Source organism: Kitasatospora sp. Root107 (genome assembly GCF_001424875.1).
GTDB lineage: Bacteria > Actinomycetota > Actinomycetes > Streptomycetales > Streptomycetaceae > Kitasatospora.
Genome location: NZ_LMCT01000045.1, coordinates 138993 through 156810, shown reverse-complemented (window position 1 = coordinate 156810; position 17818 = coordinate 138993). Strand labels below are relative to the sequence as shown.

Annotated in this window: 18 protein-coding genes; 8 read left to right on the top strand and 10 right to left on the bottom strand. The window is 71.3% G+C overall.

Annotation, left to right across the window (positions count from 1 at the left end; genetic code table 11):
• The first annotated feature begins 137 nt into the window (after window positions 1-137).
• Together ASC99_RS29360 and ASC99_RS29355 are read left to right on the top strand one after the other, a co-directional pair.
• A complete protein-coding gene (locus tag ASC99_RS29360; protein WP_057237667.1) occupies window positions 138-1403 on the top strand; it encodes a hypothetical protein in 1266 nt (421 codons plus the stop codon).
• 188 nt (window positions 1404-1591) lie between these two features.
• The gene (locus ASC99_RS29355) at window positions 1592-2317 is read left to right on the top strand and encodes a VC0807 family protein (RefSeq protein ID WP_235502419.1); all 726 of its coding nucleotides are present in this window, start codon (window positions 1592-1594) and stop codon (window positions 2315-2317) included.
• 180 nt (window positions 2318-2497) lie between these two features.
• On the opposite strand, the gene ASC99_RS29350 is transcribed toward ASC99_RS29355, so the two are convergent.
• The 6 genes from ASC99_RS29350 to ASC99_RS29325 form a co-directional block, all read right to left on the bottom strand.
• Window positions 2498-3388, bottom strand: coding sequence for an alpha/beta fold hydrolase (locus ASC99_RS29350; protein ID WP_057237665.1), 891 nt, complete (start codon window positions 3386-3388; stop codon window positions 2498-2500).
• A complete protein-coding gene (locus ASC99_RS29345) occupies window positions 3385-4464 on the bottom strand; it encodes a branched-chain amino acid ABC transporter permease (protein ID WP_369824165.1) in 1080 nt (359 codons plus the stop codon). The genes ASC99_RS29350 and ASC99_RS29345 overlap by 4 nt, the downstream gene beginning before the upstream one ends.
• 116 nt (window positions 4465-4580) lie before the next feature.
• Window positions 4581-5447 (bottom strand): branched-chain amino acid ABC transporter permease, encoded by an 867-nt coding sequence (locus tag ASC99_RS29340; RefSeq protein ID WP_057237663.1) that lies wholly within the window; start codon window positions 5445-5447, stop codon window positions 4581-4583.
• On the bottom strand, window positions 5447-6229 hold the full coding sequence (locus tag ASC99_RS29335; protein ID WP_200948459.1) for an ABC transporter ATP-binding protein: 783 nt from the start codon (window positions 6227-6229) through the stop codon (window positions 5447-5449). The genes ASC99_RS29340 and ASC99_RS29335 overlap by 1 nt, the downstream gene beginning before the upstream one ends.
• A 98-nt stretch (window positions 6230-6327) precedes the next feature.
• Window positions 6328-7104, bottom strand: a complete 777-nt coding sequence (locus ASC99_RS29330) for an ABC transporter ATP-binding protein (RefSeq protein WP_235502420.1) — start codon at window positions 7102-7104, stop codon at window positions 6328-6330.
• A gap of 62 nt (window positions 7105-7166) precedes the next feature.
• Window positions 7167-8456 (bottom strand): substrate-binding domain-containing protein, encoded by a 1290-nt coding sequence (locus ASC99_RS29325; RefSeq protein WP_057237662.1) that lies wholly within the window; start codon window positions 8454-8456, stop codon window positions 7167-7169.
• A 285-nt stretch (window positions 8457-8741) separates the two neighbouring features.
• Between ASC99_RS29325 and ASC99_RS29320 the strand changes: the two genes are divergently transcribed.
• Both ASC99_RS29320 and ASC99_RS29315 read left to right on the top strand, forming a co-directional pair.
• Complete coding sequence (locus tag ASC99_RS29320) at window positions 8742-9521, top strand: CoA transferase subunit A (protein WP_057237660.1); 780 nt, start codon at window positions 8742-8744, stop codon at window positions 9519-9521.
• A 3-nt stretch (window positions 9522-9524) separates the two neighbouring features.
• A complete protein-coding gene (locus ASC99_RS29315) occupies window positions 9525-10208 on the top strand; it encodes a 3-oxoacid CoA-transferase subunit B (protein WP_057237657.1) in 684 nt (227 codons plus the stop codon).
• Window positions 10209-10289: 81 nt separating this feature from the next.
• Here ASC99_RS29315 and ASC99_RS29310 read toward each other — a convergent pair whose 3' ends face one another.
• Entirely contained in the window at window positions 10290-11000 is a 711-nt protein-coding gene (locus ASC99_RS29310) for a uracil-DNA glycosylase (protein WP_082598727.1), read from the bottom strand.
• 151 nt (window positions 11001-11151) lie between these two features.
• Entirely contained in the window at window positions 11152-11931 is a 780-nt protein-coding gene (locus ASC99_RS29305) for an HAD-IIA family hydrolase (RefSeq protein WP_057237655.1), read from the bottom strand.
• 297 nt (window positions 11932-12228) lie between these two features.
• Here ASC99_RS29305 and ASC99_RS29300 point away from each other — a divergent pair, with 297 nt between their 5' ends.
• The 4 genes from ASC99_RS29300 to ASC99_RS29285 all read left to right on the top strand — a co-directional run bounded on the left by ASC99_RS29300 (window position 12229) and on the right by ASC99_RS29285 (window position 15403).
• Window positions 12229-13131, top strand: a complete 903-nt coding sequence (locus ASC99_RS29300) for a lytic polysaccharide monooxygenase (protein WP_057237654.1) — start codon at window positions 12229-12231, stop codon at window positions 13129-13131.
• 63 nt (window positions 13132-13194) lie between these two features.
• Window positions 13195-14277, top strand: coding sequence for a Gfo/Idh/MocA family oxidoreductase (locus ASC99_RS29295; RefSeq protein ID WP_057237652.1), 1083 nt, complete (start codon window positions 13195-13197; stop codon window positions 14275-14277).
• Between the two features lie 63 nt (window positions 14278-14340).
• The gene (locus ASC99_RS29290; protein WP_057237650.1) at window positions 14341-14634 is read left to right on the top strand and encodes a DUF6412 domain-containing protein; all 294 of its coding nucleotides are present in this window, start codon (window positions 14341-14343) and stop codon (window positions 14632-14634) included.
• Window positions 14635-14731: 97 nt separating this feature from the next.
• A complete protein-coding gene (locus ASC99_RS29285) occupies window positions 14732-15403 on the top strand; it encodes a membrane protein insertase YidC (RefSeq protein WP_057237648.1) in 672 nt (223 codons plus the stop codon).
• Here ASC99_RS29285 and ASC99_RS29280 read toward each other — a convergent pair.
• Window positions 15400-16443: an adenosine deaminase gene (locus ASC99_RS29280; RefSeq protein WP_255359291.1), complete on the bottom strand. Its 1044-nt coding sequence runs from the start codon at window positions 16441-16443 to the stop codon at window positions 15400-15402. The two genes, ASC99_RS29285 and ASC99_RS29280, sit on opposite strands and share 4 nt — an antisense overlap.
• A 45-nt stretch (window positions 16444-16488) precedes the next feature.
• Window positions 16489-17790, bottom strand: a complete 1302-nt coding sequence (locus tag ASC99_RS29275) for a DUF445 domain-containing protein (RefSeq protein WP_057237646.1) — start codon at window positions 17788-17790, stop codon at window positions 16489-16491.
• Window positions 17791-17818: the final 28 nt, after the last annotated feature.

Here is a 17818-nt window from a genome sequence, read left to right as displayed (position 1 = left end):
GCCCCTTTACTGCGTGTTGTCCCGCAGTGGAGGGGCTTTGAAGTGCTCTCATCCCACATGGCATGCTGGCGATGAAATATCCATCAATATCCGATTTCTCCGCATGGACTGTCGGATGCACTACGGCTGGGGAGACCATGGGCAGCATCTCGCGCAGGACCGTGCTCAGCGCCACCGCGGCCACCGCCGCACTCGGAGCGGTGGCCGCCTGTGGTGACAGCGGCTCCGGGACCGGTGGTTCGGGAGCCGACACGTCCAAGCCGGGAAGCGCGGCGGCGAGCGGCGGTTCGAGCACCGCGCCGGTGAAGGGCAAGCCGATCGGGGACGGCTCCGCATCGGACACCGGGGCTCAGCCCAACCAACCGAAGCCCGAGAAGCTCAAGCCCGGTGAGCGTCCGCCGCAGTTCGTGGTCTTCTCCTGGGACGGTGCCGGCGGCACCGACGACAACCAGTTCCCGAGGTTCCTCAAGCTGGCCGAGCAGTACAAGGCCACCATGACCTTCTTCCTCTCCGGCATCTACACGCTGCCGAAGAGCAAGTCGAACCTCTACCACCCGCCGCAGCACTCGGTCGGCGCGTCCGACATCCCGTTCCTCTCCGACAACGCGGTGAAGAGCACCATCAAGCTGATCAGCCAGGCCTGGTTGGCCGGGCACGAGATCGGCACGCACTTCAACGGACACTTCTGCTCCACCCGCTCCGACGGCAACGGCGTCAACAAGTGGAGCCCCGAGGACTGGCAGAGCGAGATCGACCAGGCCGTCTCCTTCGTCACCCAGTGGAAGACCAACACCGGCTTCACCGACGTCGACCCGCTCCCCTTCGACTACAAGAAGGAGCTGATCGGCGCTCGGACCCCGTGTCTGGAGGGCCAGAAGACGCTGCTGCCGACGGCGGTCAAGCTGGGCTGGAAGTACGACGCCAGCTCGCCGGGCGGCCTGCAGATCTGGCCGCAGAAGGTACAGGACGGGAAGATCTGGGACTTCCCGCTGCAGTCCATCCCCTTTCCCGGGCACGGCTTCCAGGTGCTCTCGATGGACTACAACATCCTGGCCAACCAGTCCGCGGGCAGCACGAAGGGTGACCCGGCCAAGTACGACGCCTGGCGCACCCAGGCCAAGGACGCCTACCTGGCCGGCTTCGACCGCGCCTACAACTCCAACCGCGCGCCGCTGTTCATCGGCAACCACTTCGAGCAGTGGAACGGCGGCATCTACATGGACGCCGTCGAGGAGGCGCTCAAGGTGATCGCGGGCAAGCCCGAGGTCCGGCTGGTGTCGTTCCGTCAGTTGGTCGAGTGGCTGGAGGTCCAGGACCAGTCGACGCTGCGGAAGCTGCGGACCCTCGGTGTGGGGAAGGCGCCCGCAGAGGGCTGGCCCGCCTTCCTCGGCTCGGCAGGCTGACACCCCGGGATTGCTGCTCCCGGCGGGCGCCGCCGCAGTGAAGACGGACAGTTGACGGCGAGTCAGACCATGACATCCGTCATCCGGATGTCATCACCGGCGGCACTGCCGGGCGGTACCCCTGTCGCGGGATTCTCATGGAGGCAGCAGACAGCCGCCGGGGGAATCATCGGACAGGGGAGACAGCGATGGCACTGACAACCAGCACTCGGATCGACGGCGGCGCCCGTACCGGCGGCGGCACTCGGACCGACTCCGCGGCCACTGACGCACGCGGTACCGGAGTGGACCCGAGGATCGCCGGGCTCGCACCGCTCGCCCTCGACGTGGCGCTGCCGCTCGCCGTGTACTTCACGGCCCACTCGCTGCTCGGGCTCTCGCTGGTCACCGCACTCGGCCTCGGCAGTGCGGTGCCGGCTGTCCGGACGGTGGCGAGCCTGGTGCGGCGGCGTCCGGTGAACGCGCTCGCGCTGCTGATGCTGACCGTCAACGTGGCGGGAATCGCCCTGTCCGCCGTGGCGGGTGACGCCCGACTGATGATCGCCAAGGACGGTGCAGTCTCCAGCGTGATCGGCGGCGCCATCATGATCTCGGCGCTGCTCGGCCGGCCCGCGATGAGCGCCGGACTGCGACCCTTCCTGGTCAAGAACAGGGCCGACCGGGAGGCGGCCTGGCTGCGGCTCTCCGCAGGGGACGACGTCTTCCGCCGCAACGAGCGGAACTTCTCCCTCGCCTGGGGCACCGTCCTGCTCATCGAGTGCGCGGCCAAGATCGTCGGTGCCTATGTCTTCCCCGTCGAGACCATGGTCTGGCTGGGGCCGGTGATGCTCTCCGCCGCCATCACGGTCGGTATCGCGGTCGGCAATGTCTTCGCCGGACGGATGGCCGAGCGCCTCGGCGCCGAGACGCTCTGAACCTGACGCGGACCTGACGCTTCCCCGCCCCCTGCTGGCTCGGGCCTCTCCGGACTTCCTCCGGAGGGGCCCGAGGCGTTGCTCGGGCGGAGCTGATGCCTCGTCACGACAGGGACCCGGGCTCCGGCCCGGGCTCCGGCCCGGGCTCCGGCCCGGGCTCCGGCCCGGGCTCCGACCGGGTCAGCCCGCGAGCAGCCGCAGCACGATCTGCTCGGCTCCGACCGGGCCGGCCACGATCGTGTAGTGGTTGGTGTCCGGCACCAGGGTTGCTCTGACCCGCTCCAGGTCGAGCCCCGCGAGCGCGATCCGCTCCACGTCGTACAGCCCCTGCGGCTCGTCCATCAGGCCGCGCTCGGCCCACAGCAGTTCCGCGGGCAGCGGCAGGCGGTGGACGGCGCCGGCGGCGTCCTTGTCGAGCAGGACCTCGCCGCCGTCCTGCCGAATCGCCTCCGGCACGCAGGAGGACCGGAGTTCGGGCTCGGTGCCGACCAGGTCCCGCTGGATGTAGGTCTCGAGCTCGGCCGTCCACGTTCCGGCGAAGGACGGATGCTGCTGCCAGAACGCCCGGTAGGCGTCCCGGCTCGGGAAGGTCATCGAGAGCCGGGCCAGCGCCGGGCCGAGCACGGCGGCCAGCGCGGCATCCTCGGTCACCCCGACCGGCAGCGGGAAGCTGACCGCCCCGTCCACGAGGAGCAGCGAGGACGCCAACTCGGGGTGCCGGACGGTGGCGAGCGCGGCGATCCAGGCGCCCATCGAGTGCCCGGTGAGCCGGACCGGGCCGAGGTCGAGCGCGGCCACCAGGGCGGCCACATCGTCGGCGTGCCGGGCCAGGCCGTACGGCCCGGTGACCGTCCGGCTGGCTGCCCGGCCGCGCAGGTCGGGAGCTATCAGGGTGGCCCGGCCGGCCAGGCAGCGGGCCACCTCGCTCCAGGCCAGGGCGTTCGCGGTGATGCCGTGCAGAGCCACCACGGTGGGCGCGCCGGGGTCGGTGGCCGGCCACCGAAGCACCGTCAGATCGCCGCCCGGGACGGGGACGGTCAGCTCTTCGTACTGGGCGGGTCCGGAGCTCACGTGGTGCCACCTTCCAGGGAGTGGGCCGGGCCGGGAACTCCGACCGTGTCGGTCTTGGAACGGCCGGCCCGGATACGAGCTGGCAGCTTAGCCAGGCCGCCCGGGAGCAGATAGACCACCGCGACGAACAGTGCACCGAGCAAAAAGAGCGGCTGCGACAGCGGTACTCGGAGCACAGCCGGGAGGTCCGCGATGGCCGAGGAGTTCGCCAGATCACCCAGTCGGTGACCCGCCCAGGTGTAGAGGACACCGCCGAGCAACGGGCCCCACCGAGTGCCCGAACCGCCGAGCACGACCATCACCAGCAGCGCGAGGGTCGCGTCCGAGGTGGCTGCCTGCGGCGTCGCGCCGCCGGTCAGCAGCAGGTAGACGACCCCGCCGGCGCCGGCCAGGCCGCCGGCGATGACGAAGGCCACCAACTTGAAGCCGTAGGGGCGCAGGCCGAGCACCTCGACCCGGCGCTCGTTCTCCTTGATGCCCTCCCAGATCCGGCCGGTGGGCGAGCTGACGGTCCACTGGACGACGGCCAGGGTCAGCACCAGGTAGCCGAGTGCGATCCAGTAGAGGTTGGCGGTGTTCTCGATCCCGACCAGGCTGTCGGGCAGCATCTCGACCGGCGCGGCTCGCCCCTCTTCCCCGCCGGTCACCCCGCCGGGGTTGCGCTGGACCAGGATCGAACCGGCCTGGGCGAACGCGAGCGTCACCATGGAGAACCCGATCCCGGTCACCCGCAGGCTGACCGAGCCGAGCAGCAGCGCGAGGCTGATGGAGCAGCCGATGCCGAACAGTGCGGCGGCGGCGAACGGGAGTTGGAGTTCGAGCATCGCGAGGTCGGTCGCGTAGAGACCGGTGGCGAAGTAGAGCGCGTGCCCGAACGAGAGCAGACCGGTGCGGCCGAGCAGAAGGTCGTAACCGGTGGCGAGCGCCCCGTAGACCAGGCAGAGGGCGATGAGTTGCAGGCTTCCCGGACTGCCGAGCGGGCCGTCGAGCAGTCCCGGGAGCGGAAGCGCACTGTATGGGGCGACAAGGAACAGGATCAGCAGAGCGATCGGCCACCAGCGTAGCGCTCTGTATATGAGTGTCGAGCGTTCCGTGATTGATTCACCTGTTCGAGGGATGGCGCGATCTGCCCTCCCTGGAGCAGACTTGCCGTCAGCGGCGCTGCCGGTGCTCGTGGTTGAGGTGTCTGTGCTCACGCGAGCCTCCCGGTGAGTCCGCGCGGTCGTACCAGGAGCAGTACGGCCAGCAGCACGACGACCGAGAGGTCGCCGAGCCCGGCAGCGGTGTAGTAGTTGGCGAACTGCTGGACAAGGCCCACCGCGACGGAGGCCACTGCCGCTCCGGTGACGGAGCCCATGCCTCCCATCACGACCACGACGAAGGCGAAGATGAGCAGGCTGGTCCCCTGGCCGGGGTGGACCGAGCCGAAGTAGAGGCCGCTCAGCGCCCCGCCGAGTGCGGCGGCCGCGCCGCCGATCGCGAAGACCAGCGTGAACGCCTTGCGGACGTCGATGCCCAGGGCCGTGACCATCGCGCGGTCCTCGACGCCGGCCCGGACCACCAGGCCGTACCGGGTCCGGCTCAGGAAGAGCCGCAGCGCCACCAGGACGAGGGCCGCTGCCGCGAGCAGGACGAAGCGATTGACCGGGACGATCGCGCCGAACAACCCCACCGTGCCGGAGAGCGCGGCGGGTTGGGGGAAGGGACGGGAGTCCGCCCCCCAGATCCCCATCAGGAGCGCGGGCACCGCGAGACCGACACCGACCGTGGCCAGGATCTGGTCCCGGGGCCGGTTGTAGAGAGGACGGATCAACACCAGTTCGAGCAGGACGGCCGCGACCGTCCCGACAGCCGTGCCGAAGACCACCGCCAACCAGAAGCCCATCCCGCCCTCGGTGCCCGCCCACCAGGTGGCGTAGGCGCCGACCGAGAGCAGCGCCCCGTGGGCGAAGTTGAGCACATCCATCAGACCGAAGATGAGCGAGAGCCCGGAGGCGACCAGAAAGTACAGCGCACCCAGTCCGAGACCGGTGCAGGTGAGGAGGACGACAGTGTCCATCAGGGAGCCACCTCCTTGGTGACAGTGGCAGTCGGAACGACGGGAGGAGGTACGGCAACGGTCGGCGTGGGCGCCGGGCCGGGGACAGAGGTAGCGGCAGGCGCCGGGCGGCCGACGCCGAGCAGCCGGCGGGCGGCCTCCTCGTCGGCGAGCAGCTCGGCCGTGCCACCACGGTGGGCGGTCCGGCCGTCGGCCAGCACGGCACAGGTGCCGGCCAGTCGGCGGACCAGGGCGAGGTTCTGCTCGACCAGCAGGACGGGCACCGTCGCGGCGGCCCGCTCCAGCACGTCGGCGACCTCGGCCACGATCTTCGGCGCCAGGCCCTTGGTGGGCTCGTCGGCGATGATCAGGCGATTGCCGTTGAGCAGGGTCCGCCCGATCGCCACCATCTGCTGCTGACCGCCGGACAGCGTCCCGGCCAACTGCCCGGCCCGCTGCTTGAGTTCTGGGAAGAGCTCGTGGACCAGGTCGTACGCCGGGGAGCCGTCCCGTTCGGCCAGCCGGAGGTTCTCGGCCACGGTCAGGCCGGCGAAGATCCCCCGGTCCTCCGGCGCATAGCCGATGCCCTGACGGACCACCAGATGGGTCGGCAGCTTGACCAGTTCGGTGCCCGCGAATCGCAGGCTCCCGGTTCGCGGCACAAGCCCCATGATCGCTTTGACCGTGGTGGTCTTCCCCGCGCCGTTGCGCCCGAGCAGGGCGGTGACCCCGCTCGGCGCGACGTCCAGGTCCACCCCGTGCAGGATGTGCAACCCGTCGATCACCACCCGCAGGTCACGCACGCTCAGCAGCGCCGCTCTGTCAGCAGCGGCAGCCGAAGTAGCAGAGGAAGCGCCCACGGCAGGGTCGGTCTGACCGGAGGTCAGGAAGGAGGAGTCCGTCACAGTCCCTCTCCCAGGTAGGCCTGCTGCACGGTGGCGTCCGCCATCACCGCAGCAGGGGTGTCGAGCGCGAGCAGCGTGCCGTGGTGCATCACGGCGAGCCGGTCCGCGAGTCCGAGCAGGACGTCCATGTGGTGCTCCACCATCAGCACGGTGCGGCCGAGGTCCCGGTGCACCGAGCGGATCAGCGCGGTCAGGGCCGGGACCTCCTCCGCGCTGACTCCGGCCATCGGCTCGTCCAGCAGGATCAGCCGGGGGTCGGAGACCAGCAGGACGGCCAGCTCGAGCTTGCGCTTCTCGCCGTGCGACAACGCACTTGCCAAAGTGTCGGCCCGGTGGGCGAGTTCGGTCCGCTCCAAGGTCTCGGCGACCTGCCCGGCGTACCGGCCGGCCCGGCGCCAGATCCGGTACGAGGCGCCCGGCCCGGCCGCCGCCTGAGCGGCCAGCCGGACGTGGTCTGCCACCGTCATCCCGCTCCACAGGGAGGAGGTCTGGAAGGTGCGGCCCAGACCACGGCGGGCCCGGCCGTGTACCGACTCGGTGGTGATGTCCGCTCCGTCGAGCTCGATGGCCCCGTGCGTCACCGGGTAGATCCCGGAGATCAGATTGAACAAGGAGGTCTTACCCGCACCGTTCGGGCCGATGAAAGCGATGAACTCGCCCTCGTGCACGTCGAAGGAGACGTCCTCGACGATCGGCACCCCACGGACGGACCAGCCCACCCCGCGCAGCCGCAGCACCGAATCGACCGAGGCTTCCGCCGACGCTCCCACCACACCCACTGAGGCTCCCGCCGCGGCGGACGAGGCAGCTGCGGCTGCACGGTTCGGCATGTGGATCAGCCCGCGATCGGGGTGACCGGGGGTGCCACCTGGTCAGCGGGAAGGCTCTTCTCCACCGTCGGCTTCGCATCCGCGCCGGTCCCGGTGAGCTTCACCTGGAACATCGGCTGCAGCAGCGCGTGGTCCTCGGCCCGGACGGTCAGCTTGCCCTTGACCCCCTCGAAGCTCCACCCCTCCAGCGCCTTCACCAGAGCGTCGGCGTCATCGGCCGAACCCTTGTTGGCCTCGATCGCGTGCACCACCATCTGCGCGGCGGTGAAGCCGTCGGGAGTGAAGATGTCCGGCTTGGCACCGGCCTTGCCGACGGCGGCAGCCATCGCCTTCTCGGCCTCCGTGCCGGCCGCGCCGTCGAAGTAGTGGTTCAGGAAGGAGATCTTCTCGGCCGCCGGACCGAAGAGCGGGTAGGAGGCCGCCAGATCGAGGCCGGTCACCACCTTGGTCGAGGCGAAGACGTCCTGCTGACTGAGCGAGGTCCAGAGCGCGGAGGCGGTCTCCCCCGCCCAGGCGACGTACAGCAGATCGGGCTTGGCGGACTTCGCCTGGGTGGCGAACGGGGTGAGGTCGGTCGCACTCGGCGGCGCGAGCACCGACTCCACCGTCGCGCCCTGACCGCCCAGCACCGCCTTGACGGCCGCCACGTTGCCCTGCCCGAAGGCGTTGTCCTGGGCCAGCACCGTGACCTTCTTGCCCTTGGCGTCCCCGATGAACGAGGCCGCCGTTCGGATGTCCTGGTACGACTGCCGGCCCGAGCGGAAGGTGTACCTGTTCAGCCCGGTGACCTTGTCGGTGGCGGCCGGGCCGCTGATGAAGAGCACCTTGTTCTGCGCCGCGATCGGGCCCACCTGAAGCGCCACGCCCGAGGCGGTCGACCCCGCCAGGATCTTGTGCCCCTTGCCGATCAGGTCCTTGGCGGCGGAGACGGCCTTGGCCGGGTCGCCCGCGTCGTCCTGCTCGGCGATCTCGATCTTGTGGCCGTCCACCGCGCCGGTGCCCTTGGTCGCGTAGTCGAGACCGGCTTTGAAGCCCTCCAGGTACTGCTTGCCGTAGGCCGCCAGCGGACCGGTCTTCGAGTACACCAGGCCGACCTTCACCGGGGCCTTGCTGCCGCCCGCGTCGGCCGCCGTGGTGCCCGACGAGGTGCCCGCCGTGCCGGCCTTGGCGCAGCCGACCACGGATACCGCGAGCAGGCCACCCAGCGCAGCGGCGAGCAGGCGCCGGCTCCCTCGGCGAACGGTCGGTCGTGCGGCCTGAGCTGCGGGTCTGGGGGTGTTGGTCGAACTGCGCATGATGGCCGACTCCTGACGACACGGCGGTGGTGGATTCCGGAACCGTAGGTGCGGCACCGGGCGGGCGACATGTGACGGGACGACGCAGCGTCAGCTGTCGATATGTGCCGGACAGCCATATCCCCGGCCATCGCCCCGGCTCATGTGCCTGATCGACATGAGACCGGCCACCCTCATGGCCACAGTCGCCATGGAAAGCCCTGGTCGGCTGCGGAGAAGGTGGTGGGCGCAGCAAGGTCCCGACCTCCTGCGGCACCGTCCCAACCCCCTCATGAGGTGACTGACTTGGACAAGGTCCTGGACTCCCCCGCCCGCGCGGTCGAGGACATCCCCGACGGCGCGACACTCGCCGTCGGCGGTTTCGGTCTCTGCGGCATTCCGAGCACGCTGATCGGCGCCCTGGTCAGTGCCGGCACCTCCGGCCTGCGGGTGGTGTCCAACAACTGCGGGGTGGACGACTGGGGTCTCGGCCTGCTCCTGCGGGCCGGCCGGATCGCCCGGATGACCTCCTCGTACGTGGGGGAGAACAAGGAGTTCGCCCGGCAGTACCTGTCCGGCGAACTGGAGGTCGAGCTCACCCCGCAGGGCACGCTGGCCGAGCGCCTGCGGGCGGGCGGCGCGGGCATCCCCGCCTTCTTCACCCCGGCGGGCGTCGGCACCCAGGTCGAGGAGGGCGGCCTGCCCTGGCGGTACGCCGCCGACGGGGGTGTCGCGCTGGCCTCACCGCCCAAGGAGGTCCGGGAGTTCGGCGGCCGGCGGTACCTGCTGGAGGAGGCGATCACCGCCGACTTCGCGCTGGTCCGCGCCGAGGTGGCGGACCGGCACGGCAACTGCGTCTTCAACGCCGCCGCCCGCAACTTCAACCCGCTCTGCGCCACCGCCGGCCGGATCACCGTGGTCGAGGCGGACCGGATCGTCGAGCCCGGCGAGCTCCCGCCGGACGCGATCCACCTGCCCGGCGTCTACGTCGACCGGGTGGTCGCCGCCGACCCCGCCGACCGCCGGATCGAGCGCCGCACCGTCCAGGCCCTGCCCGCCAACTCCACCACCCCCCAGGGGAGCTGAGCCATGACCGCCGCCACGCCCACCACCGCCACCACCACCCGCGCCACCACCCCCGCCCGCGCCCTCGACCCGCGCGACGCCCTGGCCGCCCGGGCGGCCCGCGAGCTCCGCGACGGCCAGTACGTCAACCTGGGCATCGGCCTGCCCACCCTGATCCCCGGTCACCTGCCGCCCGGCGTGCACGTGGTGCTGCACTCGGAGAACGGCATCCTCGGCGTCGGCCCCTACCCGTACGACGGCGCGGAGCACCCCGATCTGATCAACGCGGGCAAGGAGACGGTCACCGTCGCCGACGGCGCCGCGTACTTCGACTCGGCGTTCTCCTTCGGCATGATCCGGGCCGGCCGGATAGACGTCTCGGTGCTCGGCGCGATGCAGGTCTCCGCCGCCGGTGACCTGGCCAACTGGATGATCCCCGGCAAGATGGTCAAGGGGATGGGCGGTGCGATGGATCTGGTGCACGGCGCCCGTCGGCTGATCGTGGTGATGGAACACACCGCCAGGGACGGCTCCCCGAAGATCGTTGACGAGCTGTCACTGCCCGCCACCGGCCGGGGCGTGGTGCACCGCATCGTCACCGACCTGGCCGTCATCGACGTCACCCCCGAGGGCCTCCGGCTGGTCGAGGTCGCCCCCGGTCACACCTTCGACGAGGTGCAGGCCGCCACCGGCCCGAAGCTGCTCTGACCCACCCTCAGTCGGGCCCGGCCGCATCCCTCACGGAAGACGCCGGGCCCGGCCCGCCTCAGTGAGCCAACCGACGCCCCGTCAGCCCTGCTCGGCCAAGTCCGGCACCCGCCAGTCGATCGGCTCGCTGCCGAACCCGGTCAGCGCCTCGTTGATCTGCGAGAACGGGCGGCTGCCGAAGAACAGCCGGGCCGACAGCGGCGAGGGGTGCGCCCCCTGCACCACCACGTGCCGGGAGGTGTCGATCAGCGGCAGCTTCTTCTTCGCGTAGTTGCCCCAGAGCACGAAGACGCAGGGCTCCGGCCGGTCGCTGACCGCCGTGATCACCGCGTCGGTGAACTTCTCCCAGCCCTTGCCCTTGTGCGAGTTGGCCTCGTGCGCCCGCACGGTGAGCACCGCGTTGAGCAGCAGCACGCCCTGCTCGGCCCAGTGCATCAGGTAACCGTTGTCGGGGGCGGGGATGCCGAGGTCGGCGTCCAGCTCCTTGAACATGTTCCGCAGCGAGGGCGGGATCTTCACGCCGGGCTGCACCGAGAAGCTCATCCCGTGCGCCTGGTTGTCGTCGTGGTACGGGTCCTGGCCGAGCACCAGCACCCGGACCTTGTCGTACGGCGTGGCCGCCAGCGCCGCGAACTCCTGCCCGCTGGGCGGGAAGACCTGGTGCTCGGCCCGCTGCTCGGCCACGAAGGCCGCCAGCTCGCCGAAGTACGGCTTGGCCAACTCCCCCGCCAGCGCCCCGCGCCAGGACTCCGGCACCTCGAACCCGGCCACCGTCTCCACCAGCTCAGTCACAGCCCCACTGCCTTTCACCGCACAACACCTCTGGCACCCGAATGGCACCCGAAATGACACCCCGAACGCTACACACCCGGACCGACACGCCAGTGCCCCTCCGGCCGCTGGAAGCCCAGCCGACCGAAGGGGCACCGAGAGCGAACAGCGGTCAGACCAGCTCGATCAGGTCGGCGATCGACTTGACCACCCGGGTCGGCCGGTACGGGAAGCGCTCCACGTCCGCCTCGGCGGTCAGACCGGTGAGCACCAGGATGGTCTCCATGCCGGCCTCCATGCCCGCGACGATGTCGGTGTCCATCCGGTCGCCGATCATCACGGCGGTCTCGGAGTGGGCGCCCGCGCTGTTCAGCGCCTCGCGCATCATCAGCGGGTTGGGCTTGCCGACGAAGTACGGGTCGACACCGGTCGCCTTGGTGATCAGCGCCGCGACCGAGCCGGTGGCCGGCAGCACGCCCTCGGGGGACGGGCCGGTCTCGTCCGGGTTGGTGCAGATGAACCGCGCCCCGGCGTTGATCAGGCGGATCGCCTTGGTCAGCGCCTCGAAGCTGTAGGTGCGGGTCTCGCCGAGGACCACGTAGTCCGGGTCCTTGTCGGTCAGCACGTAGCCGGCCTGGTACAGCGCGGTGGTCAGGCCGGACTCGCCGATCACGTACGCGGTGCCGCCCGGGCGCTGGCCCTTGAGGAACTTGGCGGTGGCCAGGGCCGAGGTCCAGATGCACTCCTCCGGCACCTCCAGGCCCATGCCGGCCAGTCGGGCGCTGAGGTCCCGGGGGGTGTAGATGGAGTTGTTGGTCAGCACCAGGAACGGCTTGCCGGACTCCCGCAGGCGGCGGAGGAACTCCTCCGCGCCCGGGATCGGCGTGCCCTCGTGAATGAGGACGCCGTCCATGTCGGTCAGCCAGGACTCGATGGGCTTGCGCTCTGCCACGTGCGTGTCTCCCGAAGTCGTGCGAGGTCGTGCGGATAGCGGTGACGGTGGTGCCCCGGAGAGCCCCACCAGGGATACTGCGCTGCCCCAACGGGGCACAGCCTAATCCGCACGCCTGCCCGACGGGAGTACGTCCCGCCCACCGGACGGCCCGCTCCGCCCCTCGGATCGATCCTCATGGCCACCTCAAGACAGTCTTAAAGGTTTCCTAACAGACCTGAGGGCCCGTCAACTACCAAGCGGCGCCTGGCTAGCGTACTTCTCAGCGACCCCCACCGCTGAAGGAGTACCCCCACCATGTCCGTTCGTCGCACCGCCGTCGTCGTCGCTCTCGCCGGCACCGCCCTGGCCACCACCGCGCTCGGCGCCGGCACCGCCACCGCCCACGGCTCCCTGCAGAACCCGCTCAGCCGGGTGTACGGCTGTTACCTGGAGAACCCCGAGCAGCCCAAGTCGGCTGCCTGCAAGGCCGCCATCGCCTACGGCGGCACCCAGGCCATGTACGACTGGAACGGCATCCGGATCGGCGACGCCGCCGGCCGCCACCGCCAGCTGATCCCGGACGGCCGCCTGTGCAGCGCCAACGCCACCGAGTTCGTCGGCCTCGACCTGGCCCGCAACGACTGGCCGGCCACCAACCTGACCGCCGGTGCGAGCACCACGTTCAAGTTCCGGGCCACCGCGCCGCACCGGGGCACCTTCCAGCTCTTCATGACCAACAGCAGCTACAACCCGAACCTCCCGCTGAGCTGGTCCAACCTGGACACCACGCCGTTCGCCAGCATCACCGACCCGGTGGTGGTGAACGGGTACTACTCGTTCCCGGTGACCGTCCCGACCGGTAAGACCGGCCGTCAGATGATCTACGCGATCTGGCAGCGCTCGGACAGCCCGGAGGCGTTCTACACCTGCTCCGACGTGACCTTCGACGGCACCGGTACGGCCGCCGCACCGGCCGCCGTGGTCCCCGCCTCTGACACCTCCGCGCACCACGACCACGCGGCCGCACCGGCCGTCGCACCCGTTGCTGCCGCCGCCGTACCCGCCGCCGCGCCGGCCACCAGCAAGCAGCTGGCCGAAACCGGCACCGACCGCTCCACCGGCCTGATGACCGCCGTCGGCACCTCGTTCGTGCTGGCCGGTGGCGCCGTCGCCGTCCTGCACCGCCGTCGCCGGATCGAGGGCCGGTCCGCCCGCTGACCTGGGCCGCCACCTCGTACGCGCCGTACCCGCCCGGGGCGGGGGTCGTGGTTGAGTAAGGGCATGAGCAGCACGCCCCGACCCCCGTTCCGTGTCGGCCTCGTCGGCTTTGGCCTGGCGGGCTCCGCCTTCCATGCCCCGCTGATCGCCACCACCCCCGGACTGCAGCTGGACGCGGTGGTCACCGCCAACCCCGACCGCCGCGCCCAGCTGCACCGCGAACACCCCGGCGCCCGCCCGCTGGACACTCCTGAGCAGCTGTTCGACGAGGCTGCCGAGGGCCGGCTCGACCTGGTGGTGATCGCCTCCCCCAACCGCACCCACGTGCCGCTGGCCCGCACCGCGCTGACCGCCGGACTGCCCACCGTGGTGGACAAGCCGCTGGCCGCCACCGCCGCCGAGGCGGCGGAGCTGTGCCGGCTCGCCGAGCGCACCGGCACCCTGCTGTCGGTCTTCCAGAACCGCCGCTGGGACGGCGACTTCCTGACCGCCCGTCGGCTGGTCGAGGACGGCTCGCTCGGCCGGGTGCACCGGTTCGAGTCCAGGTTCGAGCGGTTCCGGCCCAAGCCCAAGGCGGGCTGGCGCGAGCTGGCCGACCCGGCCGAGGTCGGCGGTACCCTCTACGACTTGGGCAGTCACCTGGTGGACCAGGCCCTGACGCTGTTCGGCCCGGTCGAGTCGGTCTACGCCGAGATCGACGTCCGCCGGGACGGCGCGGCGGTGGACGACGACGCCTTCCTCGCCCTCACTCACACCTCGGGCGTCCGCTCGCACCTGTGGACCAGCGCGATCGCCGCCCTCGGCGGCCCCCGTCTGCGGGTGCTCGGCGACACCGCCGGGTACGTGAAGTTCGGCATGGACCCGCAGGAGGCCGACCTGAGGGCCGGCCACCGCCCGCACGACGGCGCCCCCTGGGGCACGGACAGCACGCAGGGCACGCTCGGCACCGACGAGTCGTCAGCTCCGTACCCCACCGCCCCCGGCGACTACCCGGCCTACTACGCGGGCATCGCCGCCTCACTCGCCGACGGCACCCCGCCGCCGGTCGACCCGCGCGACGCCGTCGCCACCCTCGCCGTACTGGAGGCCGCCCGGAACTCGGCAGCCCTCGGCAGCACCGTGCAGCTGCCCGGCCAGGGCTACTGATCGGCGACCGGTCTGCGTAGGATGACCCCGAAGCTCTCGCCCCGCACCGAAGGAGGTCCGGCCATGACACTGCTCGCCGTACTTCTCGGGCTGGTCCGGGTGTTGACGGGTGATCAGCTGACCGGTTCCGGCGGCCTCGGTGTCGTCGCAGCCGCCGCCACCCTGGTCCTGTTGGCCGGGGTGGCGGCGGCTGCGCTGTCGACCGCCCGGCTGCTCGGGGCGCAGGCTCCACGGGCGGTACGGGACCAGGCGCTGCGCAGGCGCGCGTTCCGGTCCGCCTTCCTGCCCCAGCGTGATCCGGACGCCCGGGGCCGTCGTCGCCCCAGGGCACCGGGCGCGGCCCCGACGGCCGCCTGAGCCCGCCGCACCACTCCACAGCACACCGGCTCACCGGCCGTCCTCCGCCGACCTCTCGTACCCGAGTACTCGAGACCCCCGGAGGGCTCGCCCCGTCATGTCCGTCTTCACCCTGCTCGACCCCGCCGTCACCCTGGCGCACGACGCCGTCGCCGCCCTGGCCCAGCCGCTGCCGACCGCCCTGGCGATCGTGCTGTTCACCGTCTGCGTCCGCCTGTTGCTGCACCCGCTGGCCCGCGCCGCCGCGCGTGGCGAACGGGCCAGGCTCCGGCTGGCACCCCAGCTCGCCGAGCTGGGCCGCAAGCACCGCGACAAGCCGGAGAAGCTGCGCGCCGCAGCCGCCGAGCTGTACCGCACCGAGGGCGCGTCACCGTTCGCGGGCTGCCTTCCGATGCTGGCCCAGGCGCCGTTCTTCATGGTGATGTACCGGCTCTTCACCACGCCGAACGACCTGCTCGGCGCGACCCTGTTCGGCGTCCCGCTCGGCCTGCACCCGACCGCCGCGAGCGGTCCGGCCGAACTGATCGCGTTCGCCGCCCTGTTCGCGGCACTCGCGGGCCTCGGCTGGCTCGGCTTCCGCCGGGCCCGCCGGAACATCACCGACCCGACCGCCCCGGGCGCCGTGCTGATGCCGTACCTCTCGTACGGCACGGCGCTGTTCGCGGTCCTGCTGCCGCTGGCCGGCGCCCTCTACCTGCTCACCACCACCGCCTGGACGCTGGCCGAACGGGCCTGGCTGCTCCGGCCGGTCCCGGTCGGAAAGTCCTAGCCCTGGTCCCACCCGGCAAGGTACTGGTCGATCTCACCGATGATCCGGGCCTTGCCGGGTGCGTCCAGGAAGGACGCCTCGACGGCGTTCCGCGCCAGCGCGGCGACGCCGGACTCGTCCAGGTCGAGCAGCCGGGCAGCGACCGCGTACTCGGTGTTCAGGTCGGTGCCGAACATCGGCGGGTCGTCGCTGTTGACCGTCACCAGCAGGCCCGCGTCGACCATCTGACGGATCGGGTGCTCCTCCATCCGCTCCACCGCGCGGGTGGCGATGTTGGAGGTCGGGCAGACCTCCAGCGGGATGCGGTGCTCGCCGAGCCAGTCCAGCAGCGAGGGGTCCTTGACCGCCTGGGTACCGTGGCCGATCCGCTCGGCGCCGAGCACCCGCAGGGCGTCCCAGACCGTCTCGGGTCCGGTGGTCTCACCGGCGTGCGGGACGCTGTGCAGGCCGATCGCGCGGGCCCGGTCGAAGTACGGCTTGAACTGCGGGCGCGGCACGCCGATCTCGGGACCGCCGAGCCCGAAGCTGACCAGGCCCTCGGGCGCCAGGTCGACGGCCAGCCGGGCGGTCTCCTCGGCGGCGGCCAGACCGGCCTCGCCGGGGATGTCGAAGCACCAGCGCAGCACCACGCCGAGTTCCTTCTCGGCCCGCAGCCGGGCGTCCTCGATCGCCTCCATGAAGGCCACGTCCGGGATGCCCCGGCTGACCGAGGAGTACGGGGTGACGGTCAGTTCGGCGTACCGGATGTTCTGCCTGGCCATGTCCTCGGCCACCCCGTAGGTGAGCGAGCGGACGTCCTCGGCGTCGCGGATCAGGTCCACCACGCTCAGGTAGACCTCGATGAAGTGCCCGAAGTCGGTGAAGGTGAAGTACTCGGCCAGCGCGGCCGGGTCGAGCGGCACCTTGCTCTGCCCGGCGTGCCGGGCGGCCAGTTCGGCGACCACCCGCGGCGAGGCGGAACCGACGTGGTGGACGTGCAGTTCGGCCTTGGGCATCCCCGCGATGAACGCCTCGATGCCACGCTTGCCCTGAGCCACCACTTCGTTCTCCTTCGTACGACGCAGACGCGCCATGCTAACCCGCTCTCAACCACCCAGCGCCACGGCCACGGTGTGGATCAGCAGCCCCGCCAGCGCACCCACCACGGTGCCGTTGATCCGGATGAACTGCAGGTCACGGCCGACGTTGGCCTCGATCTTGCGGGAGGCGTCGTCGGCGTCCCAGCCCGCCACGGTCTCCGAGATCAGCGCGGTGATCTCGGCCCGGTAGGTCTTCACCACGTACCCGGCGGCGTCCTGCAGCCAGCCGTCGGTCTTCGCCTGCAGCCGGTCGTCGGTGGCCAGCCGTCGGCCGAACGAGCGCAGCCCGTCCCGGATCCGGCGGCGCAGCTCGCTCTGCTCGTCCTCGGCGGCGGTCAGCACCAGCGTGCGGACGGCCGCCCAGGAGGAGGCGATCAGCTCCTGCACCTCGGGCCTGGCCAGCAGCTCGGCCTTGGCCCGCTCGACCCGGTCGATGGTGGCCGGGTCCTGCTGGAGCTCGGTGGCGAAGTCGGCCAGGAAGTTGTCGACCGCGCCCCTGGCCGGGTGCTGCGGATCGTCCCGGATGTCGGTGACGAAGCGCATCAGCTCCTTGTAGACCCGCTCGCCGACCTGGTGGTCGATGAACTTCGGCGTCCAGCCCGGGGTCTTCTGGGTGACCCGCTGGACCACGTCCACATGATGCTCCGTCAGCCAGTCGTGCACCCGGACGGCGATCAGGTCCACCACCCCGTGGTGCCCGCCGTCGGCGACCACCTTGCCGAGCAGCCGCCCGGCCGGTTCGGCCACCGAGGTGGCCGCCGCCCGCCGGGTGACCGCCTCGGCCACCACGGCCTGCACGTCGTCGTCGTTGAGCACCGCGAGCACCCCGCGCAGCGCGGCCGCCGCCTCGCTGGTGACCCGCTCGGCACTGCCCGGCGCGGCCAGCCACTCGCCGAGCCTGCGGGCGATGCCGATCCGGGCCAGCCGGTCCCGGACCACGGGGGCGGAGAGGAAGTTGTCGCCGACGAAGTCGCCCAGCGACTGGCCGAAGGCGTCCTTCTTGGTCGGGATGATCGCGGTGTGCGGGATCGGCAGTCCGAACGGGCGGCGGAACAGCGCGGTGACGGCGAACCAGTCCGCCAGCGCACCCACCATGCCCGCCTCGGCCGCCGCCGCGACATACCCGGCCCACGGCCCGGCCCCGGCCGCGTCGGCCCAGGTGGCAAGACCGAACACCACGGTGGCCAGCCCGAGCAGGCCGGTGGCGAACAGCTTCATCCGCCGGACGCCCAGGCGTTTCTCCTCGTCGGCCGCCGTGAAGCTGACTCCCAAGCCGACCCCGGGCCGGACCTTCTGATCGACGCTCACTCCGACAGTCTGCCCCGACCGGCCAGAT